Genomic DNA, 23,671 nt, shown 5'->3' with positions numbered 1-23,671 from the left:
CGGCGTCACACCGCCTGCACCGTCCAGCCGATCAGCTCCTTCGCGACGCGCGTGAAGGCCGTATCGAACGCTGCGACCGCTACGGCCGGCTCGACCTTGTCGAGCTTTTCGCTGGTCTCGACGAGACGCGAGGCAATCACCTTGCCGTTCTTGTCGACGATCCGTGCCGACAGTCCGATCTCGACCCGTGTCTCCCCCTCCGTGGCAATGCGGAAGCGCCTGATGTCGATCAGCAGCTGATAGTCCGCCTGCCCGAGATCGGCCGTGCGCAACGGCGCGTGGGCGATGTCGTAATTCTCGAAACTGTCGATCAACCGCGCCTGCACCAGCTTGGGAATGCTGTCGGCCCAGAGGAAGTCCGCAAAGCCCGCATGATCGCCGCCGGGCGCGAACAGCATACGCTGGGTCTGCAGCATGGCGACCGCTGTCGGCTCGGGAATGGCCAGTGACGCCGAGAGCGTCTTGCCGGCCGGACCGAGGTTCTGCGGCGTGCGAAGGTCATAGGTGACTTTCTGCGCCGGCGTTCCGCCACCGGTCATCTTCTCCAGGCCCGCCAGAATGCCGTCAATCTTGCCGGTGTTGCGCGCAAGTCCCTCGGAGAAGGTCTTGAGATTGGCGACGGTGTCCTTTAGCGGGCCCGAATTGTCCTCCAGCACGGTGTCGACCCGCCGCAGTGCATCACGCGCGGCCTGCGTCATGCTCTGGCCCGCACCCGCCTCGGCAATCAAGGTCGGGGGCTCGCCGGATCTGGTGACGATGACGCCTCCCTCCAGCGTCACCACCGGCACGCCGGTCAGCCCCTGGAAATCGAGCCCGACCCTGCTGTCGACGCGCACCGGCGTGGTTGAAGCAACCGAGATTGTCGCATTGACGAAGCGTGGATTGTCCGGCGCTAGCCCGAGCTGGGTGACCTCGCCGACGCGGATGCCGTTGAACAGCACGCCGGCGCCGACCAGAAGACCGGGCACCGGGCCCTGAAATTGCACGTGATAGCTGGTGCGCGGCCCGATGCCGCCGGTGTTGTTCAGCCAATAGACGAAGCCGAACACCGCGAGGATCGCGGCCAGGACGAAACTGCCGATCAGCACGTAGGGAGCGCGGGTTTCCATGTCTCATCTCATCTCGTGTTGCAGCATCTGCGAGCGCTTGCCGTGGAAATAGGCGCGCACCCAGGGATGCTCGGATTGCAGCAGTTCGCGCATCGGGCCGATCGCCACGATCTTGCCGTCGGCGAGAGCAGCGACACGGTCGCAGACCGTGGTCAGGCTCGCCAGATCATGGGTGACCATGAACACGGTGAGGCCGAGGGTCTTTTGCAGTGTCCCGATCAGCGCATCGAAATCACCCGCCGCGATCGGATCGAGGCCCGAGGTCGGCTCGTCCAGGAAGAGGATCGGCGGATCGAGTGCGAGCGCGCGCGCCAGCGCGACGCGCTTGGTCATGCCGCCGGATAGCTCCGCTGGATATTTATCGGCATCCTGCGCCCGCAGCCCGACCATTTCGAGCTTGGCGATCGCGATCTCGTCCATGAGCTCCTGTGACAGGACGAGATTTTCACGGAGCGGAAACTGGATGTTCTGCCGGACCGTCAGCGAGGAGAACAGTGCGCCCTGCTGGAACAGGATGCCCCATGTCGTAGCCGCGCCTTCGGTGCGGCCACCGATTGGCCGTCCCGTGACCTCGATGCTCCCGCCTTGGCGCGGGATGAGGCCGATGATGGTTCGCATCAGGACCGACTTGCCGCCACCCGACGCCCCCACGAGTCCGAGGATCTCACCCCGGCGCACGTCGAGTGACAGATGATCGAGCACGGTTTGCTGGCCGAAGCCGACCACGAGGTCGCGGACGCGGATCGCGAACTGCTCTTGCGACTCGCTCATGATCACATTCCGATCGAGGCGAAGAAGATCGCGAACAGGCCGTCGAGCACGATCACCAGGAAGATCGACTTGACCACCGACGTCGTGGTCTGTCGCCCCAGCGACTCGGCGCTGCCCTTCACGCGCAAGCCCTCGCTGCAAGCGACTACTCCGATCACCAGCGCCATGAACGGCGCCTTCAGGATGCCCACCTCGAAATGGGCGATCGAGATCGCATCGTGCAGCCGCGCGATATAAATCGCCGGCGCCATGCCGCCGTAGAACTGCGCGACCAGGCCGCCGCCATAGAGTGCGGCAATCGAACCAATGAAAGCAAGGATCGGCAGCGCAATGACCAGGGCCGCAACCCGCGGCAGGATCAGGACGTGGACGGGATCGAGGCCCATGGTCGAGAGCGCGTCGATCTCCTCGCGCATCTTCATCGAGCCGAGCTCGGCGGTGTAGGCGCTTCCCGAGCGGCCGGCGACCATGATGGCGACGATCAGCACGCCGAGTTCGCGCAGCACCAGGATGCCGACCATGTCGACGGTGTAGGACTCCGCGCCGAACCTGCGGAAATGAAAAAATCCCTGCTGGGCGATGATGGCGCCGATCAGGAAGGTGATGAGCACGACGATGGGGATGGCCTGCCAGCCGATGCGGTAGAGCTGATAGATCAGCGATGTCAGCCGCAGCGAGCGCGGCCGGCGCAGCACGCCGATCACGGCCATGAACAACGCGCCCAGCATTTGAAGAAAGATCGTGATGTCTTCGCGCGCGCCGACCGTGGACTTGCCGAGATTGTTCAGTCTGAGCAGGACAGGGTTGGGTGCAGGCGTCGGCGCCGGCGTGTGGCGGTTGACCTGACGCACCTCGTCCATCAGGCCACTGAAATGGTCGGCGACACCGATAAACTCGGCCGATTGACCGGATGATGAGGCCCTGCGCGACAGCTTTTCCAGGACCCAGGCGCCGAGCGTGTCGAGCGCGCTGACGCCTGACATGTCCAGGGTCACGGTTCTGGATCGATCGACATCCGCCCCGACCGACCGGGACAACGTCTCCAGCAACGACACGTTCGCGGCAATCCACGGCCCTTCCGGGCACAATTTCAGCTCTTCGCCGGAGGGCGTTGCCAGCAACAGCGGTTCGGAGTTCACGCTTCCACCTCATCGGGACAACCGGATCCCCATTCAGCCGGTCATTCTAGGCCAGCATGTGGCAGCCGGTTTGACCTGTCTCAAGACCACGACGCGTCTGCGTCCTTGACGCAAATCAAGCGCGCTCGCGCCGGCGGGTCCTAGGTTTGATTCCATTCAACGGGGAAATCAGATCCATGTTCGACAGCGACAGGATGAGCGAAGAACTGCGCACGCTGAAGGTTGACGTCACACGCTTGCTGAGCACGGCCGGCGAGGAGATGTTCGACAGTTCGAAAGACCGCGCGGAGGCCCTTGCCGATCAGATCAAAGCCGCGCTCGCCGAGCTCGGCGAGACCGTTGACGCGGACCAGGAGCAACTTCAGGGCCTCATTGCGGACCGCCCGATCACATCACTTGCCTCGGCTTTCGCGCTCGGCGTGGTCGTCGGCTTCATGCTGCGGAGGCACTAGGTGAACACGGAAAATGTCGTCAAGCATCTGCGTGTGCTTTGGCGTACCGACAGGATTATCGCGGACATCAGGCTGCGCCACCTGCTGATCGGCCTCGGCTTGCGCGCCTTTGCGGCGCTGATCGCCGCGTTCGGGCTCCTGATGCTGGAGCTGTCCGCCTATTTCGCACTGGTGCAGATCTGGAGTGCCATTGGCGCGGCGGCCATCCTCGGCGCCGTCAATTTTGCCATCGCAGCAATTCTCTTCGTGATTGCCGGCCGGCCTCCTTCGGGCCGCGACATCGAACTCGCCAACGAGATTCACGGCGCATCCATCGAAGCTCTTCAGCTCGAGGCACGCACATTCCAGGCCCAGGTGTCGGGCGCCGTGCATCATCCGCTCAGCACGATCTTGCCCGTGCTGGTGCCGCTGATTGCGGTCCTGGTCAAGAATTTGCGGCGAACGGCCAAGGACTCCGCCGCCGCAAATCCGGCTAAAGCGCGCTCCTGACGGCGCGCTCAAAGCTTCAGCCTGACGTCGCAAAGATCCGGCTCGGCCGGGTCCGGCTTCACCTCGAAGCCGAGCTGCCGGCACATTTCGAGCATCGTGGTGTTCTCCCTGAGAACATCACCGGAGATCGCTTTGAGACCCTCCGATCTCGCGTAATCGATGATCAACTGCATTAGAGCCCATCCCAGTCCCTTGCCTTTGAGATCGGACCGCAGCAGGATCGCATATTCGCCGCTCTCGTAGATCGAGTCCGAATGGAGTCGGACAACGCCGACCATCTCACCCGTCGCCTCGTCGAATGCGATAAACGCCATCGCGCGCGCGTAGTCGAGCTGGGTCAGGCGCGCGATGAACTCGTGGGTGAACTCCTTCATCGGCGCGAAGAAGCGCAGACGAAGGTCGTGCGACGTGACATGCTTCAGGAATGCGTGGATGGTCGGCTCGTCCTCCGGACGCAGGGGCCGCGCGAAGATCCGCCAGCCCTCCTTGAGCTTGAGGTGGCGCTCCCACTGCGACGGATAGGCCCGAACGGCGAAGTTGGCGGCGCCGGAGCCGGCAAACTTCCGTTGCGGCGGCCCGACCGCGACGCGAGCGTCGACCGCGGTCACGCCGGTTTCATCCGCCAGCAGCGGATTGATGTCGAATTCGCGGATCTCGGGAATGTCGGCGGCCATCTGCGCCAGCTTGACCAGGACCATGGCGACGGCGTCGGGCTTCACCGCCGGCACGTCCCGGTAAGCGCGAAGCAGTCGTGACACGCGCGTGCGGTCGATCAGGTCGCGGGCCAGCTGCAGATCGAGCGGGGGTAGCGCAAGGGCCTTGTCGTTGATGATCTCGACCGCGGTCCCGCCGCGGCCGAACACGACGACGGTGCCGAAGGTCGGATCGTCGGCGAGGCCCAGGATCAGCTCGCGCGCCTTCGCCTTCACGACCATCGCCTGCACGATTACGCCCTCAATGCGGGCTTGCGGACGCAGCTTCCTCGCGCGAACGAGAATATCGGTGGCGGCGGCGCGTACCGCCTCGATCGTCGTCAAATTGAGCACGACGCCACCGACATCGGATTTGTGTACGATATCGCGCGACATGATCTTCAGAACGACGGTGGCGCCTTGCGCGAAGATGTCTTTCGCGTAGGCGACCGCCTGCTCGACATCGGCCGCGGCGTATGTGGGCACCATCGCGATATTGTACGCTTCGAGCAGGTGCTTGATCTCGACGGGTTCGAGCCACTGGCGGCCGTCCGCGATGGCAGCAGCGACGATCTGCTTCGCGGCACGTGCGTCCGGCACGAAAGTATCGGGCATCGCGGGTGGAACCTGGCTCAGTTCCTCCACCACTTCGCGGTGCCGGACCAGGTGCATGAAACCGCGCACGGCGTCATCCTCGGTCGGATAGTTCGGGATGCCCGCGCCAGAGAGTGCCTGAACGATGTTCTGATCGGCTCCGACCCAGGCAGCCAGCACGGGCTTCGCCCATCGGCGGTGCTGCTCGCGGTACTTGCCGACGAGCTCCGTCACGGCCGTGGCGATGTCGGCAGCCGAGGCGATCGCGGTCTGCACATTGAGGACCAGGACCGCGTCGTTGTCGGGATCGGCGAGCAGCACCTCGAGCGCCGCCGCGTAGCGCGCCGCATCGGCGTCGCCCACGATGTCGACGGGATTTGCGCCGGACCAAGTCGGCGGCAGCACGTCATCGAGTTTCTTGCGGGCGTCCGCCGAGATGGTCGCCGGAATGCCGCCGAGCTCGACCAGGCGGTCAATAGCGAGGACACCGATGCCGCCGCCATTAGTCAGGATGGCGAGGCGCTTTCCCGCCGGCGACTCGACGCGGCCGAGCGTCTCGGCGCAATCGAACAGCTCGCGCAGATCGGAGACCCGCAGGACGCCCGCGCGGCGGAACGCCGCGTCATAGACGGCGTCGGCGCCGGCGAGTGCACCGGTATGGGTGGCGGCCGCCTTCGCGCCCTGCGCCATTCGGCCGGACTTCACCACGACGACCGGCTTCACCCGCGCCGCGGCGCGCGCGGCCGACATGAACTTGCGCGCGTCCTTGATGGCTTCGATGTAGAGCAGGATCGCGCGGGTCTTGTGATCCATCGCGAAATAGTCGAGCAGATCGGCAATATCGACGTCGATTTGATCGCCGATCGAGACGATGCCGGAGAAGCCGACGCCGCGCTGTGCGGCCCAATCGACCATGCCGGCCGCGATCGCGCCCGATTGCGAGATCAGCGCGAGATTCCCCGGCCCCGGCATGTGCGCGGCAAAACTCGCATTCAGGCTCACGCCGGGCATCATGATGCCCAAGCAATTCGGCCCGATCAGCCGCATCCCGTATTTGCGGGCCGCAGCGATGGCGGCCTCGTGGAGGGACCCCGATCCGTGACCGAGCCCGGCCGAGACGATCAGGGCGCCCGCCGAGCCGCCCCGCCCGGCTTGATCGACGATGCCGGGGACCGCGCGCGCCAGCGCGGTGATGACCACGAGCTCGGGCACGAACGACAACTTGTCGAGGCTGTCCACGGCCGCGACGCCGCCGATCTCGGCATGGCGCGGATTAACGAGGCCGAACTGTCCCGTGAATCCAGCCTTGCGGATGTTCTCCAGAACGGCGCGTCCAACGGAGACCGGGCGGGCGCTCGCACCGACGAGCGCGACCGAACGCGGCGACAGCAGGTTCTTCAGACGATAGGTTGACATGAAAACAAATGCGCCCGGTCGGTGGCGGTTCCGATGGTTGACGATCAAGCCCGATAAACTGGCGACCCGCCTAGTAGGAGATCATAACCCAGCACGGTGGCTCGCCAATGACGGTCTTTGTCACACCGCCCCAAACGATCTCGTTCAGGCGCGAATGATGGTAGGCGCCCATCACGATCGCATCGATGGCATGGGAATTCGCCCAGCTTCCGAGCACCTTGCCAATCGAGCTGCCGCCGCCCGCCACGGTTTCGAACGAGGCATAGACCCCGTGTTCCCTCAAGTGATCGACGAGAGCCGTCCCGGATTGCACGATCGCGTCGGACTTGTCGTCCGCCACGGTCACCACGCGGACTAGGGCTGCTGCCTGAAGGATAGGCAGCGCGTCGCCGACCGCCCGCGCCGCACGCGCGGAGTGATCCCAGGCTATCATGATGTTCTCGAATTCCGGGCGCAGTTCGTCCAGATGCTGCTCCGGGCAGAGCAGCACGGGCCGTCCGGATTCGAACAGGAGCGTCTCGATGATGTGCTCGGTTCTGCTGTCGTGTGGCTTCACGGGGACCAGGGTGAGATCGCTGAAGCGCCCGTGTTCGGCCAGGACTGACGCGATCTGATCTGCCGGCACCTTGGCCGACCGGCTCTGAGCGCGAATGCTGGTGCGGGAGGTTGCACGGGTGAACGCATCCAGGAGGTGCTGCATGTCGCCCGCCCCGAGCGAGCCGTTTGCCTCGGCCGTATCGGGGAGCATCACCTTCGGCCGCACGAAAACATCCTCCTCGAGTGCCAGCGCGGTGATCCTGGCGCCGAGGTCGGCGGCAACGGCCACGCATTTCTCGATCGCAGCAAGGGCCGGGCCGCGCGGCTGACCGACGAGCGGTAGAAAGACGTCCTTGATGGGCATCGGGTTCTCCTTGGCCACCAGAATAGGCCGGCTCGGGTCCGGACGCTTGATCCTCGTCAAGCCCCGGGAACTCCGACCGGTCTGAGGGAGGTAGCCGTTGACAGAAGTCAAGGACTGGCCGCGATCTGCTTCTATGGATTACCCTGATCGCGGGGCGAGCCGCCTTCCGACGCATCTGGACGTACCTACTGGAATGACAGACGATTCTGCGACCCAGGACCGGATCTTTGCGGCACTCACCGCGGATCATCCGAACGTGAGGCGGATCGATACGCACGCAGCTTCGGTCTTTCTCGAAAGCAGGCGCGCACTGAAAATCAAGCGCGCCGTGCAATTTCCGTTCCTCGATTATTCGACGCTCGAGAAGCGCAAAGCGGCGTGCGAAGAGGAGATCAGGATCAACCGGCCGCTGGCGCCGCAGATCTATCACCGCGTTGTGGCGATCACGGAAGAAGCCGATGGAACACTGAAGGTCGACGGAAGCGGCCGGCCGATCGAGTATGCAGTCGAGATGTCGCGCTTCGACGAAAGCCGGACGTTGGATCATCTGGCCAAGGCCGGAGCGCTGGATGAAAATCTTGCCTCGGCTGTCGCCGACGCGATCGTGGCTTCGCATGCGCAGGCTGTTCACGCCGAGAGCAACGCATGGGTTTCCTCCATCCCCGGCCTGATCGATGGCAACAGCAATGGCCTGCGGACCGACAATCATTTCGAAGCCGAAGAGATCGCAGAACTCGGCAGAGACTCGCACGCAATGTTCCTCCGCCTCCGGCCTTTGCTCGAAGAGCGCGGCCGTCAAGGCTTCGTGCGCCGCTGCCATGGGGACCTGCATCTTGCGAACATCGTGGCGATCGATGAGCAGCCGGTGCTGTTCGATGCCATCGAGTTCGACGCCCGGATGGCAATCACCGACGTGCTCTACGATCTCGCATTCGGATTGATGGACCTTTTGCACCACAATCAGCCACGCGCGGCCAACATCGTGCTGAACCGCTATCTCGCCGCGACTCCGGCCGAAAATCTCGACGCGCTCTCCGCACTGCCGCTATTCATGTCCATCCGGGCGGCGATCCGCGCCCAGGTCGCGCTGGCACGGCTGAAGCCGCCGCATTCCGATGATCCGGGCATTCTCGACGGTGCACGGCGCTATTTTGGCCTCGCCCGCGCGCTGATCCAGCCGCCCGCTCCCCGACTGATTGCAATCGGCGGACTTTCAGGCACCGGAAAGACGATTTTGGCACGCGCGCTCGCGCCGGACGTTACGCCGCAGCCGGGGGCCGTCGTGCTGCGCAGCGACCTCGTCCGCAAGCAGATGTTCGGGGTCGAGGACACGGACCGGCTGCCGGCATCCGCGTACACGCCGGAGGTCACGGCCCGCGTTTACGACATGTTGGCTCAGCACGCCGGGCGGGTGCTGGCGCAAGGCCATTCCGCGATCATCGACGGCGTGTTCGCCCGTGAGGACGAACGAGACGCGGTCGCCACACTGGCGCGCGAGCGCAACGTGCCGCTGAGCGGCCTGTTTCTGGTTGCGGATCTCGCGACGCGGCAGGCGCGGATCGGCGGCCGCCGGGGCGACGCATCCGACGCCACGCAAGAGGTTGCCGCGCTGCAAGAGCACTATAATATCGGCCATGTCGGTTGGGCGACCATCGATGCATCCGGGACGCAAGAGCAGACGCTCCAGAACTGCCGGGACGCGATCGCCGAGAGCAAGTAAGGCAATCCGCAAATGGCGCGACCCAGCACGAATTCGACGGCCGCGCGCGTCAAGCCTGCGGCGAGGCGCAATGCCCTGCCCGGCCGCCTCAGCCCCGGCATGGCCTGCGACACGGCCTTCCGGATCATCGCCCGCCGTCACCTCGACGCCGTTCTTGCCCAGCATGACGGCACCTGCCGCGGCGATCCCGAGGCGCTGCACCAGATCCGGATTGCACTGACGCATCTGCGCACCGCCATCCGCTTCTTCTCACAGATGGTCGATGACGCCGTACGGCCGGAGGTCTGGACCGAACTGAAATGGCTGAACAGCCAGCTCGGCATGATACGGGACCTCGACGTTGCAATCGAGCGGGTCATCGCCGAGAGTGGCGGCGAGTTGACCGTGATTGCCGAGCTCCAGCACTGGGACGAGAAGCGCACCGAGAGCCACCGCTTGCTGGCGCGCGCGCTGCAATCCTCGCGATATCGCCGGCTCGTCGAACAGACGTCAGCCTGGATCGAGAGCGGCCCGTGGTCGACCCGGCGCAGCAAGGAAGCGATCAGGCTACGCCGCTGCACGCTCGCCGACCACGCAACAGCGAAACTCACAGAATGGCAAAAGACGTTGCTCAAGAAAGCACGAAAGCTCCGCAAGCTTGACGTCGAGAAACGGCACAAGCTGCGGCTTCTCAACAAGCGGCTGACCTATTCGATCGAGTCGCTGGAGGACCTGTTCGCCGACGATTCGCTGACCAAGCAGAAGTCGATCCTCAAGCTATTGCGCAAGGCGCAAAAGTCCCTCGGGCAATTGAACGACGATGCGCGAGGGCAAACGCTGGCGGCGTCATTGAACGAGGCCATCCCCGAGGCGGGCATTCGCTTCCTCAACCGCAAGCGCGAAAAGAAACTGTTGCTGACCGCCTCGAACGCCTACCGGAAACTGGGCAAGGCCAAGCCGTTCCGCTCCGCCGACCTTGCGCCGAATGCGGAACCTGAAGATTAGGTGTGGACGTAGTCTCCCGGCGCGTCGGGCAGACTGTTGACGTTCCCAAACCCCATCCGTGGCGGCTCACCGAGTTCACCAGAGCGGGCAGTCAGCCATCTGGACCATTCTTGCCACCACGACCCCTTCGCATGCGGGGCCAGTTTCAGCCATTCGTCGCTGTCGACGTAGGGCGCATCCTCCGCCTTGGTCATGACCTGGTAGCTGTGCCCGGGCTCTTCGGGAGGCGCGACGATGCCGGCGTTGTGACCTCCGCTCGTCAACAGGAAGGTCACATCGGCATCGACCTGATAGTGAATCTTGTAGACGGATGGCCACGGCGCCACGTGATCCCTGACCGTGCCGACGACAAACATCGGGGTGTGGATGTCGGAGAGCGATATGCTCTTGCCGTCGACGCGATAGCGACCTTCAGCCAGGTCATTGCTGAGGAACAGCTTGCGCAGATATTCAGAATGCATGCGATAGGGCAAGCGCGTGGCGTCGGCATTCCAGGTCATCAAGTCGCTCGGCGGTGCCCGCTCCCCCATCAGATAATTGTGCGAGAGCCGCGACCAGATCAGATCGTTCGAGCGCAGCAGCTGAAAAGCGCCGGCCATCTGCGTCGTATCGAGATAACCTCGCTCCCACATCATGTCTTCCAGAAACGAGACCTGACTCTCGTTGATGAAAAGCGTCAACTCGCCCGCTTCGGTGAAATCCGTCTGCGCAGCAAGCATTGTGATTGTCTTCAGCCGATTATCGCCGTCGCGCGCCATCGCGGCGGCCGCGATCGACAACAAGGTGCCACCAAGGCAGTAGCCAAGCGCATGAACTTTCCGGCGCGGCAAGATGCAGGCGATCGCATCCAGCGCAGCAAGGACGCCCGATGTGCGATAGTCATCAAACGCCACGTCGCGATCGGTCGCGTTCGGATTGCGCCAGGATATCGCAAATACGGTGAAGCCCTCGCCGGTCAGATATTTGACGAGCGAGTTCCGCGGCGACAGGTCGAGGATGTAGTATTTCATGATCCATGCCGGCACGATCAGGATCGGCTCGGGCCGCACCGTTTCAGTGGTGGGATGATACTGGATCAGCTCGATCAACTCGTTCCGATAGACGACCTTGCCGGGCGAAATCGCGACGGTTTTGCCGACAACGAACTGTTCGTCGCCTGCTGGCTCCCTCGTAGGGAGCATGCGCATCAAGTCCCTGCACCAGTTCTGCCACCCGAGTACGAAATTCTCTCCCCCGCTCTGGAAACCCTTCTGAAGGACCTCGGGGTTGGTGGCAGCGAAATTCGATGGTGCAAGCATGTCGAGCATCTGGCGTCCCGAGAACTCGACGATTGCTTCATTCGTGGGTGCGACGCCACGCACGCCCGTCGCAGCATCGTGCCACCACCGTTCTCCGAGGAGAAACGATTGTGCCAACAGGTTGAAAGGCGGGCTTTGCCACAATGGCGCTGCGAAGCGGCGGTCCTTCGCTTGTGGTTTGATCACCGACCAGGGGTTTTGGCCTGGTGCAGCGGCATGCGCGAGGGCGTCGAAATACCGGCTGGTGTCCCCTACGATGTCGCGCGCCCTCTCCAGTTGGCGCTGCGGTGCTGCTGCAAGATGCGAACTCCAATCGAGATAGGCGAGCGACAGCGCTAACGGCGAAATCCCACCGGTGAATCGCGCCAACATCGCATGGAAGGCCCGATCGAGCGGGTATGGTTCGGGTACGGGCGGCGCATCGGCAGCCGGAAGATGCTGCTGGACGATCGCGGCCGGCGTTGCGGAACCCTTTACCAGATCGACGGGCGGCTCGGACGTCAGTTGCCCTCCGGCCAGCAGGAGGTTCGACACCTGCGTGACGTTCATGGCTGAATATTCTTATTGGCTTCTGATTTTCCGTCAGCGACAGCGCTGGTCAGCCGCGACTGCTCATTGAGCATGCCGAAGATGGCTGCCGCGACCCGCTCGCCATGCCGAAAATACCGATCGCAGTCGCGACGAATGAAGTCGAGCTGATGCTGGCTGCATTCCCGGTACATGGTCGTCCAATCCTTCACGGAGTGAGAGCCGGCCAGTTTCGACGCGAACTCCGCAAATAAATGCGTTTCGGTTTGCGTTCGGTCCAGGAATTCGTTGGTCATGAATACGAGCTCTTCGAATATGAGCCGCTGCGCACCATGCGGTATCCAGCGCACGCTGGTTCGCGCTGGCCAGCCCTGCAATTGGATTGGAGGGCAATGATTCGGCCGCAGGCTCTTGCAACCGGACGAGCTCCCTCACGATCAGCCTCCTGATCACCCACGAGGGTGCTTCTCCATCAGGGTACAGCCAGCCGGGCCGGGAACGTTGAGCTGCATCAAGTCGAACCAGCCATCGCAGTCGACTTTCCTCGATTGACCTGCGTCAAATCGAGTCGCGATGCCGAGATTAAGCTCAAGTTCGGACGTCACCACAATCAGCGGAGTCCGCCATGCGCGCCCATCAGATCATGACCCGGTCGGTCATCTCGGTCACCCCAGACACTGGCATCGTCGAGGCGGCAAACATCATGCTGAAGCGGCATGTCAGCGGTCTCACCGTCGTCGACGATGCCGGCAAGCTGGTCGGCATGGTCTCGGAAGGCGACTTCATCCGCCGCAGCGAAATCGGCACGGGACGCAAGCGCGGGCGCTGGCTGCGGTTCATTCTGGGATCCGGCAAATCGGCCGGCGACTTCGTCCACGAGCACGGCCGCAAGGTGTCGGAGGTGATGACCCCCTCGCCGGTGACCATCAGCGATGATACGGCGCTTGCCGAAATCGTCGATCTCATGGAACGGAACAATGTGAAGCGTCTGCCGGTGATCCGCGGCGACAAGATCGTCGGCATCGTGTCGCGGGCGAACCTGCTCCAGGCGGTGGCGGACCTCGCCCGAGACGTACCCGATCCGACCGCCAACGACGATCACATTCGCAGCCGCATCATCGATACCATGGAGAAGAACGACTGGTGCCCGTTCGGGCTGAACGTCATCGCCCGCGACGGCATCGTTCATCTCAGCGGCGTCATCACCGAGGAGCGCGCGCGACAGGCCGCGGTCGTCGCCGCGGAGAATGTCAACGGCGTGAAGAAGGTGCATGACCATCTCTGCTGGGTCGACACCATGTCAGGAGTATATCTGAACTCGCCCGAAGACGATGACCTCGCCAAAGCAAGCTGACCAAGGCAAGCTGACCAAGGCAAGCTGAGCACGCACCGGCCGCAGTTCAGCGCGGGATGACGGCGGTGGCTTCGATTTCGACGCGCGCCGCCTTCTCGACGAGGCGGACGACCTGAACCAGCGCCATCGCCGGATAGTGCGCACCGAAGATGGTGCGGTAGGCCTTGCCGAGCTCTTTCAGGTTCGTCAGGTACTCGTCCATGTCGACGACGTACCAGGTCAGGCGCACCAAATGCTCGGGCTGCGCACCGGCTTCCGCGAGGATCGCGGCGATGTTGCCTAGGGTTTGGCGCACCTGCGCGACGAAACCCTCCGCGAGACGCTCCTCGGCATCCCAGCCGATGACGCCGCCAGTGACGACGATGCGTCCCTCGGCCGCCATGCCATTGGCATAGCCTTTCGGCACCGGCCAGCCGGACGGTTGCAGCACCTGCGCCCTGGAGCGGGTTTCATCCTCGGCTGCTGTCGGCAGCACCGCGAGGTGCGGGCCTTTCGGCGGCGTCACGGACAATTCTCTATCCTTCTCTCATTCCGCCGCGACGCCGGAGGACGCCACCGCGGTCTGCGCCAGTTGCCGCAGGGCAAAGCGCTTTAGTTTGCCAGTCTCGGTCTTCGGTAGTTGCGTCACGAACTCGATCGCGCGCGGATATTTGTATGGCGCGATCTCGCGTTTGACATGCTCCTGCAACGCGGCCACGAGCTCGGCATCAGGCGTTACGCCCGGCGCGGCAATGACATAGGCCTTCACGATCATGCCGCGCGCCTCGTCCGGCGCGCCGACGACCCCGCACTCGACGACGGAGGGATGCGTGAGCAGCGCCGCCTCAACGTCCGTGCCAGCGATGTTGTAGCCGGCCGACACGATCATGTCGTCCGAGCGCGACTGGTACCAGAAATAGCCGTCGCTATCCATCAGATAGGTGTCGCCCGTGATGTTCCAGCCGTTCTGGACGTATTTGCGCTGCCGCTCGTCGGCGAGATAGCGGCATCCGGTCGGCCCGCGTATCGCGAGCCGTCCCATCGTGCCCGGCGGCAAATCATTGCCGGAATCGTCGACGATCTTCGCTTCATACCCCGGCACCGGCTTGCCCGTCGCACCGGGACGGATCTCGTCCTCGGTCGCGCTGATGAAGATGTGCAGCAGCTCGGTCGAGCCGATGCCGTCCATCAGCTTGATGCCGGTCGCCTTCAGCCAGGCATCGAATGTCGGCTTGGGCAGGGTCTCGCCGGCGGACACGCATTTGCGAAGCGAGGAAATATCGCGGCCCGGAAGCTTGCCAATCATCGCCCGGTACGCGGTCGGCGCGGTGAAACAGACTGTGGTCTTGTACTGCTCGATCGCATTCAGAATGTCGTCGGGCGCCGTCTTCTCCAGCACGACGAAGGAGGCGCCGATGTGCATCGGAAACAGCACGCCGCCGAAGCCAAACGTGAAGGCGAGCGGTGCAGAGCCGACGAAGCGATCCTTCTGCTCCGCGCGCAGGATGTTGCGGGCGTAACCATCGCAGACCGCGAGCATGTCACGATGGAAATGCATGGTGCCCTTGGGATCGCCGGTCGTGCCCGACGTGAACGCGATCAGGCAGACGTCGTCGCAGGCGGTATCGACGGCTTTGAACTCGGGACTTGCATCCCCCATCAGCGCCTCGAGCGAGTCACCGGCGCCGTTGCCCCAATAGACCACGCGCTTGAGACCGGGGGCTGCGGCTTTCGCCTTCTCCATCTCGTCGGCGAGCTTGCCATCGCAGAGCGCGAGTGTGATCTCCGCCTTCTGGATCGGATAGGACAGCTCCTTGGCGCGCAGGAGCGGCATGGTCGCCACGACAATGCCGCCGGCCTTGATCACCGCCAGATAGGTCGCGACCATCATCGGATTGTTGGCCGAGCGTAGCAGCACGCGCCCGCCGGTGATGAGACCAAGCTTGCCGACCAGCACATTGGCGATGCGGTTCACCAGCGTTTGCAGCTCACGATAGGTGTAGCTGACGGCAGGGCTGATCACGCACGGAGCGTCGCCGTGTTCCTGCTCGACCCAGCGGTCGAGGAAATAGCTGACGCAGTTCAGGCGGGGCGGATACTGCAGTTCAGGTCGTGTGAAGATGAATTCCGGCCACAACTCGCGCGGCGGAAGATGCTGCCGCGCGAATGTATCGACATGGGCGGTCGCGGCACTGTCGTCACGCGAGCCCGAAACTTGAACCTTGGCGGCGTTGGCCATCGCACGCTCCTTTCAGCATGGAAAGCACCCGGCAGCACTAACTCGGAAACATTTTAGGCTTAAAGCAATTTCGCGCAATAGCGGATTTTGGGCATCCCGTGCTTTTTCCGGCGGCAAACGGGATGGTGAGTGCCTCGGCCGCAGCCTAGGCCCGGCGGCGAGCGGCCGATTTCTGCGCCGATGCCTTGGTCTTGGCGAGCAGCCGCATCAATTCGCGCACGTCTTTCGGCGTCAGATCGGCGAAGAGATCCGCGATCCAGGTTTCGTGTTCCGCGGCCATTCTGCGAAACTCGGCGCGACCGAGTTTGGTCAGCCGGATCACCTGGACGCGGCGGTCCGTCTCCGACGTGCGGCGGTCGAGATGACCGGATTCCACGAGGCGCTCGACGAGGCCGGTGACGTTGCCGTTCGAGACCATCATGCGCTTGGAGACGTCGGACAGCGTCATGCCGTCGGGCGCCTTGTCGAGCTGCGCCATCAGGTCGAAACGGGGCAATGTGACGTCGAAGCGTTGCCGCAACCGGCCACGGACCTCACCTTCGATCAGGGTCGTGCAGGTCAAGAGGCGCAGCCACAGCCGAAGCTCTTCGGCGTGATCTTCCGGAGTTTCGACGGCCTTGGTCTCGGAATCGAGCATGTTGATGCAGTCACTCACGGCCGACACTGGCGCCCGGCAGGGATTCCCAACGTTTTGAGCTTCAAGTAAATCGAAGCCGGCTGCAAGCCTAAAGCCGCAACAATCAACCGCACGCCAATTTCTTTAGGCTTCAAATAATTGGCGCGCCGCTTGCATGCACCGCTGCCCGCAGGATGACGACTTGAGCTTAGCTTGCCGCGGCAGCAATCATCGGCATAAACTTGGATTGGAGTAGCGGCTTGCAACGCAAGTCCGGTTATCACGAGGGACAGATCATGAAGACGCAAATGACGTTGGCCGCAGCCGCCTTGCTGCTTGGCACCGCGGTGAGCCCTTCCCTCGCCCAGGAGAAAATCAAGCTGGGTGTGATCGTGACCCTCTCGGGACCCGCCGCCGCGCTCGGCCAACAAGTTCGCGACGGCTTTGCGCTCGGGGTCAAGGATCTCGGCGGCAAGATGGGCGGCCGCGATGTCGAGGTCGTCGTGGTCGACGACGAGTTGAAGCCGGACGCAGGGGTCACCAAGGTCAAGGGCCTTCTGGAGCGCGACAAGGTCGACTTCGTGGTCGGCCCGATCTTCTCCAACATCCTCCAGGCGATCCACCGGCCGGTCACGGAATCGAAAACCTTCCTGATCAGCCCCAATGCCGGCCCCTCTACGTTTGCCGGCAAGGACTGCAACCCGTTCTTCTATGTGACCTCGTATCAGAACGATCAGGTGCACGAAATCCTCGGCAAGGTCGCGCAGGATCGCGGCTACAAGCGCATGTATCTGATGGTGCCGAACTATCAGGCCGGCAAGGACTCGGTTGCGGGCTTCAAGCTCGACTACAAGGGCGAGATCGTCGAAGAATCCTACATGCCGCTCAACACGCTGGACTTCCAGCCGGAGCTCTCCAAGATTTCGTCACAGAAGCCCGATGCGCTCTTCACGTTCATGCCGGGCGGCCTCGGGGTCAATCTCGTCAAGCAATACAAACAGGCTGGCCTCGCCGACAGCATTCCGGTGCTCTCGGCTTTCACGGTGGATGAATCGACCTTGCCGGCGCAGCAGGACGCGGCGGTCGGCATGTTCGGCGGCGCGAACTGGGCGCCCAATCTCGACAATCCCCAAAACAAGAAGTTCGTCGCGGCCTATGAGGCCGCCTATAACGGCGTGCCGGGCACCTATGCCTTCCAGGCGTACGATGCCGCGATGCTGATCGACAGCGCCGTCAAGGCCGTGAAGGGCGACCTCTCCAATAAGGACGCGGTCGCGGCCGCTTTGAAAAAGGCCGACTTCACCTCGCTGCGCGGCGCCTTCAAGTTCAACACCAACGGTTATCCGATCCAGGACTTCTACCTGACCAAGGTCGCCAAGCGCGCGGACGGCAAGTTCCAGACCGAGATCGTCCAGAAAGTCTTTGAGAATTACGGCGACCGCTACGCCAAGGACTGCAAGGCGGCGAACTAAGCCGCAGGTCGCGTCGAGGGAGGATCACAATGAAAAGCGAAATCACCGGCATCACGCGGGCCAATGAGGGGATCCAGGGCATCTCCTGGAACATCCTCGGCCAGACCTATGTGCCGAAGAGCAATACGGAGCACAGCTTTTCCTGGCATGCGACGCTGCCGCCGGGCACGTTCGTGCCGCCGCACATTCATCCCGACCAGGATGAATATCTCTACATGCTGGAGGGCAAGCTCGATTTCATGCTCGGCAATTCCGAGTCACAAGCGACCGCGGGCGACCTGATCCGGCTCGGCATGGGCGTGCCGCACGGCATTTTCAACAAATCGGAGCAGACCGCGAAGGTGCTGTTCTGGGTGTCACCGACCCGCAAGCTGTTCGACCTGTTCTGGGGCCTTCACAACATGAAGGAACAGAAGCCCGAGGACGTGGTGGCGATGGCCGCCGAGTTCAATATCCACTTCCTGCCGCCGCCTCCCGGCGGCTAGCAACGCAGCTCAAGCCCTCACCGCCGCAAGTCCCGGTACTGCGGCGAAGCCGGCCTTGGTGGCATAGCCGCGCACGATCGCCTCGCGCTGGGAATAGCTCAGCACGTTGTCGACATTATCGAAACCATCAGGCGCGAGCTGCTCGACAGCGTCGATGACGCCCTCGGGGCCGCCGCGCCGGTTGGACCGGACGATGTCCGCGGTCATGGGCAGGCGCTTCTTCTCGTATTCAAGCAGCGCCTGGCGCGGATGCTCGGCGCGCACCAGCGCGTCGGCGAGGCAGCGTGCATCGAGGATGGCCTGCGAGGCGCCATTGGAACCAACCGGATACATCGGATGCGCGGCATCGCCGAGCAGCGTGACTCTGCCCGACGACCAATAGGGCAACGGATCGCGGTCGCAGGTCGGATATTCGTAGAACTCGGGCGTGGCCGAGATCAGGCTCTTCACGTCGACGTAAGGCACCGAAAAGCGCGCCACATGCGGCATCAGTTCCTCGCGCCGGCCCGGCCGCGACCAGTCTTCCTTGCGCGGCGGCGGGGCATTGCCCTCGCCGACCTTCACCAGCACCGCCCAGTTGGTGAGACGGCTCGCCGGGCTCGATCCCTCCGCAATGGGATAGATCACCACCTTGGCGTTGAGGCCGCCGGCCACGATCATCGACTTGCCGGTGAGGAACAGCGGCCAATCCCGCGCACCGCGCCACAGCATCAGGCCGTTCCAGCATGGCGGCCCCTCGCTCGGGAACAGCGTGTCACGTACCCGCGAATGGATGCCGTCGGCACCAATCAGGATGTCGCCGCGCGCGGTATGGATGTGTGCGCCTGAGCGGTCGAAGAAGTAAGCCGTGACGCCTGCCTCGTCCTGCGTGAAGGCACCGAGGCGGCAGCCGGTGTGGATGGCCTCCGGCCCGAGTCGCTCCTCGACCGCCCGATGGATGACGCCTTGAAGGCGGCCGCGGTGGATCGAGAATTGCGGCACATCGTGGCCGGCGTCGATGCCGCGGGCCTCGCGCCAGACTTCCTGACCGTGACGGTTGAGGTAATAGAGTTGGTCGGTGCGGATCGCGACATCGTCAAGCTGCTGCAGCAGGCCGAGACCTGCCAGCTCGCGCATGGCATGCGGCAGCGTGTTGATGCCGACGCCAAGCTCGCGGATGGTGTCAGACTGCTCGAAAATCTCGCAAGCGAGGCCCCGCGAGCGCAGCATCAATGCGGTGGTGAGACCACCGATACCGCCACCGACGATAATCGCCTTCATCGCCCTCACTCCACTCGGTACACACCAGGCAATACGGCCAAATTCGCACGGGCGGTCACTCAGCCGCAAGCGGCTTTGTCGCCTCCGCCTTGAGTTCGGCCCGGGTCTTGGGCTTAGCCTTAATTCTCAGCTCCTCGAGATCCTGCCGGTCGCGCACGCTGTTGCGGAAAATCTGATCTTTTCCGGGAAGGTATTGCGGCGGACAGAACGCGTCGCCCGCGCCGTACCAGGCCGCAGCCCTCATGGTGAAGGAGGGATCGACCAGATGCGGCCGCCCGAGCGCGACGAGGTCCGCCCGGCCCGCAGCCAGGATGGTGTTGGCCTGGTCGGCGGTCGTGATGTTGCCGACACACATCGTGGCCACGCGCGCCTCATTGCGGACCTGGTCGGAGAACGGCGTCTGGAACATGCGGCCGTAGATCGGCTGCGCATCGCGCACGGTCTGTCCGGTCGAGACGTCCACGAGATCGACGCCGGCTTCGGCAAACGCGCGCGCGATCGCCACCGCATCGTCGCCGCCGATGCCGCCGTCGGCCCAGTCGGTCGCGGAAATGCGCACAGACATCGGCTTGTGCGACGGCCACGCGGCCCGCAGCGCCTCGAAGATCTCGAGCGGAAAGCGCAGGCGGTTTTCGAGCGAGCCGCCATACTCATCCGTGCGGGTGTTCGTCAGCGGTGAGATGAAGCTCGCAAGCAGATAACCGTGGGCGCAGTGCAGTTCGAGCATGTCGAAGCCGCAGCGCTCGCCGCGCTCGGCCGCCGCGACGAAAGCATCTCTCACTGCGTTCATGCCGGCGCGATCGAGCTCGCGCGGAACCTGGCTGTCGGGGAAATAGGGCAGCGGCGATGCGGAAAACACCTCCCAGCCGCCCTCCTCCAGCGGACGATCCATGCCGTCCCACATCAGCTTCGTCGCACCCTTACGCCCGGCGTGCCCCAGTTGCAGGCAGATTTTTGCGGCTGAATTGGCATGGACGAAATCAACGATGCGCCGCCAGGACGCCTCCTGCTCGTCGTTCCACAATCCTGTGCAGCCCGGCGTGATGCGGGCGTCGCGGGAAACGCAGGTCATCTCCGTGAAGATCAGGCCGGCGCCGCCGATCGCGCGCGAGCCGTAATGCACCAGGTGGAAATCGGTCGGCACGCCCTCCTTCGCCGAATACATGCACATCGGCGACACCACGGCGCGATTGGCGATCTCCATCTCGCGTAGCCGGAAGGGCTGGAACAGCGGCACCATCGGCTTCTTGGTGTCGACGTCGAAACCGCTATCACGAACACGCTTGGCAAACGATGTTTCGACCTCCGCCACGAAGTCGGGGGCGCGAAGCTTCAGATTGTCATAGGTGATCGCCTTCGAGCGCGTCATCACGCCGAAGGCGAACTGCACAGGATCGAAATCCCAGAAGCGGTCGACATGCTCGAACCAGACCAGCGAGACGTCGGCGGCGTGCTGCGTCTTCTCGACCTCTTCGCGGCGGCCGTGTTCATAGACGTCCAGCGCCGCCTTGATGCTGGGCGCCTTCTCCATGGCGTCAGCCAGCGCGATCGCGTCTTCCATTGCGAGCTTGGTGCCCGAGCCGATCGAGAAATGCGCGCTCGCCTTGGCGTCGCCCAGCAGAACCATGTTATCCTTGACCCAGCGCTTGCTGCGGATCATCGGAAAGTTGCGCCACGTCGAGCGGTTGGTGAGCAGTTGATGCCCATCGAGGAACCAGCCGAAGATCTCGGCCATCCGCGCAGCCGACTGGGTCTCGCTCAGGCCCGTGAGCCCGGCACGTTCGAACGTCTCCGGATCGGTCTCGAAAATCCAGGTCGAGTGCCCGGCTTCATATTGATAGGCATGGGCGATGAACGGCCCCCACTCCGTCTCCTGGAAGATGAAGGTGAAGGCATCCAGCGGCCTGGTCGAGCCCATCCAGGCGAACTTGTTGGTACGGAGGTCGACTTCCGGCGCGAAATGATCGATATATTTGTCGCGGAAGCGGCTGTTGATGCCGTCGGCGACCAGGATGAGATCGGCATCCGCGAAGCGGGATTCGTCCTCGACGTCCGCTTCAAAATTCAGGACGACGCCCAGTTCTCGCGCGCGCGCCTGGAGGATCAGGAGCAGCTTCTGCCGCGAGCAGCCACAAAAGCCATTGCCGCCGACCCGATGGACCGTTCCGCGGAAGTGCACGGCGATGTCGTCCCAGTAGGCGAATTCCTGGGTGATGCGGCGATAGCTCGGAAGGTCGTGCTTCTCGAAATTATCGAGCGTGGCGTCCGAGAACACCACGCCGAAGCCGAAGGTGTCGTCGGCGCGATTGCGCTCGTACACCGCGATCTCGGCGCCCGGCCGCTGCTTCTTCAGCAGGATTGCAGCGTAGAGACCCGCAGGTCCGCCACCGATGATCGCGACTTTCATGGGAGCCTCGCCAATTCAACCCGGCGAAACTATTTTAAGCCTAAAATAATTTCACGCAAGTCCCCATTGCGGCAGGCGGCCGGCAAAGCCGGGCTTAGTCGCCCCTGAAGACCGGCTTGACCTTGTTGGCGAAAGCCTCGAAGGCCCGCTCGAAATCGGCCGTCGTCATGCACAGCGCCTGAGCAACGGCTTCCGCCTCGATTGCCTCCTCCACCGACATCGCCCATTCCATGGCCAGCATCCGCTTGGTCATGGTGTTGGCGAAGGTCGGCCCCTCCGCGATCTGCTTGGCCAGTAGCTGTGCCTGGGGCAGTACCTGCTCCGGCGTGACGAGGCGGCTGAAGAAGCCCCAGCGCTCGCCCTCCTCCGCGGTCATGAACCGGCCGGTATAGAGCAACTCGGAAGCGCGGGACTGTCCGATGATCCGCGGCAGGATCGCGCAGGCGCCCATGTCACAACCGGCAAGGCCCACCTTGTTGAAGAGGAAGGCAACCTTGGCCCCGCTCGCTGCAAGCCGCATGTCAGACGCCATGGCGATGATCGCGCCCGCCCCGGCGCAAATGCCTTCAACCGCGGCAACGATCGGCTGCGGGCAGGCCCGCATCGCCTTGACGAGGTCGCCGGTCATCCGCGTAAACGCCGTCAGCCCCTTGGTGTCCATCTTCACGAGCGGGCCGATGATCTCGAACACATCACCGCCGGACGAGAAATTGGCACCGGCACCCGTGACGACGATGCACTTGACCGCATCGTCGAACGCGCAGGCGCGAAAGAAATCGGTGAGTTCGCGATAGCTCTCGAAGGTCAACGGATTTTTCCGTTCCGGACGATTGAGCGTAACTGTTGCAACACCATCGACGACGGCCAGCAGGAAGTGCTGCGGCGAATAGTCCGCAAGCGGTAAGGTCACGGGATTGGCTGGTCTGCTCATACGATCTCCTTGGCTTGCTTGCTCCGCGCCTTTGCCATGCGCGCTAAATTTCACCCCCGGCAACAGCGATTGCCTGCCCGGTGATTGCGCCGGCGCCCTCGCCGCACAGCCAGAGCACGGTATCCGCGACCTGCTGAGGCGAGATCAATCGTCCCTGCGGATTATGTTTGGCGAGCTCGGCAATGGCCTGCTCACGGCTGCGCCCCGTCTTTTTCATGATGTTCTCGATGCTGCCGGCGACGAGATCCGTGTCGGTGAAACCGGGACACACCGCGTTGACGGTCACGTTGCTGCTAGCCATCTCGAGCGCAAGGGACCGCACGAGACCGACCACAGCGTGCTTGGCCGCAGTGTACGCGCTGACATAGGCATATCCCTTGAGCCCCGCCGTCGACGCGATCGCGACGATACGGCCATAGGGACGATCCTTCATCCCTGGCAGCACACCGCTGACAGCATGGACCACGCCCATAAAATTGACGTCCATCATGCGCGCGAACAGGGCGCTGTCGGATTTGGCGAACGGCGCCGACTCGGCACTTCCCGCGTTGGCGATCAGAATATCAATCGGCTGCCGCCCACTTGCTTGAGCGATAGCGGCTTTCATTGAGGTTTCGTCCGAGACGTTCGCGACGGCCGCAAAATGCGCTGCCCCTGCGCTGATAGCCTCTTCAAGCGTCCCAGCGTTGCGCCCAAGGACGGTCACCGTGGCACCGGCCTCGACGAGCGCGGCTGCGATGGCGCGACCAATGCCGCGACCGCCACCGGTCACCAGCGCGTGCGGCGAATGCGGTAATCCGGACATGCGCTGGCTTCCTTGCATTCTGCTGATCGC

General features: G+C 63.5%; 21 protein-coding genes. 7 read left to right on the top strand and 14 right to left on the bottom strand.

The genetic code is table 11. The features are described from left to right. Window positions 1-5 precede the first annotated feature (5 nt). The 3 genes from ABIC03_RS10435 to ABIC03_RS10425 are packed head-to-tail and all read right to left on the bottom strand — an operon-like array spanning window position 6 to window position 3,019. Window positions 6-1,109, bottom strand: a complete 1,104-nt coding sequence (locus ABIC03_RS10435) for an ABC-type transport auxiliary lipoprotein family protein (protein WP_354057793.1) — start codon at window positions 1,107-1,109, stop codon at window positions 6-8. Between the two features lie 3 nt (window positions 1,110-1,112). Further along, a complete protein-coding gene (locus tag ABIC03_RS10430; RefSeq protein WP_354057791.1) occupies window positions 1,113-1,880 on the bottom strand; it encodes an ABC transporter ATP-binding protein in 768 nt (255 codons plus the stop codon). A 2-nt stretch (window positions 1,881-1,882) separates the two neighbouring features. Further along, window positions 1,883-3,019 carry an ABC transporter permease gene (locus ABIC03_RS10425; protein ID WP_354057789.1) on the bottom strand — a complete coding sequence of 379 codons (1,137 nt, stop codon included), beginning with the start codon at window positions 3,017-3,019 and terminating at the stop codon, window positions 1,883-1,885. Window positions 3,020-3,195: 176 nt separating this feature from the next. Here ABIC03_RS10425 and ABIC03_RS10420 point away from each other — a divergent pair, with 176 nt between their 5' ends. Continuing rightward, the gene (locus ABIC03_RS10420; protein ID WP_354057787.1) at window positions 3,196-3,471 is read left to right on the top strand and encodes a hypothetical protein; all 276 of its coding nucleotides are present in this window, start codon (window positions 3,196-3,198) and stop codon (window positions 3,469-3,471) included. Next, the gene (locus tag ABIC03_RS10415; RefSeq protein WP_354057785.1) at window positions 3,472-3,960 is read left to right on the top strand and encodes a phage holin family protein; all 489 of its coding nucleotides are present in this window, start codon (window positions 3,472-3,474) and stop codon (window positions 3,958-3,960) included. It begins immediately after the preceding gene. An 8-nt stretch (window positions 3,961-3,968) separates the two neighbouring features. Here ABIC03_RS10415 and ABIC03_RS10410 read toward each other — a convergent pair whose 3' ends face one another. Next, on the bottom strand, window positions 3,969-6,662 hold the full coding sequence (locus tag ABIC03_RS10410) for a bifunctional acetate--CoA ligase family protein/GNAT family N-acetyltransferase (RefSeq protein WP_354057783.1): 2,694 nt from the start codon (window positions 6,660-6,662) through the stop codon (window positions 3,969-3,971). Window positions 6,663-6,732: 70 nt separating this feature from the next. Next, window positions 6,733-7,563: a universal stress protein gene (locus ABIC03_RS10405; RefSeq protein WP_275169819.1), complete on the bottom strand. Its 831-nt coding sequence runs from the start codon at window positions 7,561-7,563 to the stop codon at window positions 6,733-6,735. 193 nt (window positions 7,564-7,756) lie between these two features. Between ABIC03_RS10405 and ABIC03_RS10400 the strand changes: the two genes are divergently transcribed. After that, on the top strand, window positions 7,757-9,283 hold the full coding sequence (locus tag ABIC03_RS10400; RefSeq protein WP_354057781.1) for a bifunctional aminoglycoside phosphotransferase/ATP-binding protein: 1,527 nt from the start codon (window positions 7,757-7,759) through the stop codon (window positions 9,281-9,283). Window positions 9,284-9,295: 12 nt separating this feature from the next. Beyond that, entirely contained in the window at window positions 9,296-10,267 is a 972-nt protein-coding gene (locus ABIC03_RS10395; RefSeq protein ID WP_354057779.1) for a CHAD domain-containing protein, read from the top strand. Here the strand turns inward: ABIC03_RS10395 and ABIC03_RS10390 are convergent. Then, window positions 10,264-12,114 (bottom strand): PHA/PHB synthase family protein, encoded by a 1,851-nt coding sequence (locus tag ABIC03_RS10390; RefSeq protein WP_354057777.1) that lies wholly within the window; start codon window positions 12,112-12,114, stop codon window positions 10,264-10,266. The genes ABIC03_RS10395 and ABIC03_RS10390 overlap by 4 nt on opposite strands. Then, on the bottom strand, window positions 12,111-12,389 hold the full coding sequence (locus ABIC03_RS10385) for a hypothetical protein (protein WP_354057775.1): 279 nt from the start codon (window positions 12,387-12,389) through the stop codon (window positions 12,111-12,113). Before ABIC03_RS10385 ends, ABIC03_RS10390 begins: the two co-directional genes overlap by 4 nt. Window positions 12,390-12,718: 329 nt before the next feature. On the opposite strand from ABIC03_RS10385, the gene ABIC03_RS10380 reads away from it, so the two are divergent. Then, window positions 12,719-13,447 carry a CBS domain-containing protein gene (locus ABIC03_RS10380; protein ID WP_354057773.1) on the top strand — a complete coding sequence of 243 codons (729 nt, stop codon included), beginning with the start codon at window positions 12,719-12,721 and terminating at the stop codon, window positions 13,445-13,447. Between the two features lie 46 nt (window positions 13,448-13,493). Here the strand turns inward: ABIC03_RS10380 and ABIC03_RS10375 are convergent, their stop codons facing one another. The 3 genes from ABIC03_RS10375 to ABIC03_RS10365 all read right to left on the bottom strand — a co-directional run bounded on the left by ABIC03_RS10375 (window position 13,494) and on the right by ABIC03_RS10365 (window position 16,302). Then, on the bottom strand, window positions 13,494-13,958 hold the full coding sequence (locus tag ABIC03_RS10375) for a RidA family protein (RefSeq protein ID WP_275169813.1): 465 nt from the start codon (window positions 13,956-13,958) through the stop codon (window positions 13,494-13,496). 15 nt (window positions 13,959-13,973) lie between these two features. After that, window positions 13,974-15,665, bottom strand: coding sequence for a benzoate-CoA ligase family protein (locus tag ABIC03_RS10370; protein WP_354057771.1), 1,692 nt, complete (start codon window positions 15,663-15,665; stop codon window positions 13,974-13,976). A gap of 145 nt (window positions 15,666-15,810) precedes the next feature. Beyond that, window positions 15,811-16,302: a MarR family winged helix-turn-helix transcriptional regulator gene (locus tag ABIC03_RS10365; protein ID WP_156527288.1), complete on the bottom strand. Its 492-nt coding sequence runs from the start codon at window positions 16,300-16,302 to the stop codon at window positions 15,811-15,813. A gap of 275 nt (window positions 16,303-16,577) precedes the next feature. On the opposite strand from ABIC03_RS10365, the gene ABIC03_RS10360 reads away from it, so the two are divergent. Both ABIC03_RS10360 and ABIC03_RS10355 read left to right on the top strand, forming a co-directional pair. Next, window positions 16,578-17,753 carry an ABC transporter substrate-binding protein gene (locus ABIC03_RS10360; protein ID WP_354059605.1) on the top strand — a complete coding sequence of 392 codons (1,176 nt, stop codon included), beginning with the start codon at window positions 16,578-16,580 and terminating at the stop codon, window positions 17,751-17,753. Window positions 17,754-17,782: 29 nt separating this feature from the next. Then, window positions 17,783-18,238, top strand: coding sequence for a cupin domain-containing protein (locus ABIC03_RS10355; RefSeq protein WP_007601580.1), 456 nt, complete (start codon window positions 17,783-17,785; stop codon window positions 18,236-18,238). Window positions 18,239-18,247: 9 nt separating this feature from the next. On the opposite strand, the gene ABIC03_RS10350 is transcribed toward ABIC03_RS10355, so the two are convergent. The 4 genes from ABIC03_RS10350 to ABIC03_RS10335 form a co-directional block, all read right to left on the bottom strand. Beyond that, window positions 18,248-19,498 carry a flavin-dependent oxidoreductase gene (locus ABIC03_RS10350; RefSeq protein ID WP_354057768.1) on the bottom strand — a complete coding sequence of 417 codons (1,251 nt, stop codon included), beginning with the start codon at window positions 19,496-19,498 and terminating at the stop codon, window positions 18,248-18,250. Between the two features lie 55 nt (window positions 19,499-19,553). Next, window positions 19,554-21,905 (bottom strand): bifunctional salicylyl-CoA 5-hydroxylase/oxidoreductase, encoded by a 2,352-nt coding sequence (locus ABIC03_RS10345; protein WP_354057766.1) that lies wholly within the window; start codon window positions 21,903-21,905, stop codon window positions 19,554-19,556. A 94-nt stretch (window positions 21,906-21,999) separates the two neighbouring features. Further along, the gene (locus tag ABIC03_RS10340; RefSeq protein WP_354057764.1) at window positions 22,000-22,836 is read right to left on the bottom strand and encodes an enoyl-CoA hydratase family protein; all 837 of its coding nucleotides are present in this window, start codon (window positions 22,834-22,836) and stop codon (window positions 22,000-22,002) included. Window positions 22,837-22,879: 43 nt separating this feature from the next. Next, window positions 22,880-23,641: an SDR family NAD(P)-dependent oxidoreductase gene (locus ABIC03_RS10335; protein ID WP_354059603.1), complete on the bottom strand. Its 762-nt coding sequence runs from the start codon at window positions 23,639-23,641 to the stop codon at window positions 22,880-22,882. Window positions 23,642-23,671 lie beyond the last annotated feature (30 nt).

The organism is Bradyrhizobium sp. RT6a (genome assembly GCF_040547675.1).
Lineage (GTDB): Bacteria > Pseudomonadota > Alphaproteobacteria > Rhizobiales > Xanthobacteraceae > Bradyrhizobium.
The sequence above is the reverse complement of the archived record's forward strand: the minus strand, read 5'-3'. Positions and strand labels throughout refer to the sequence as shown.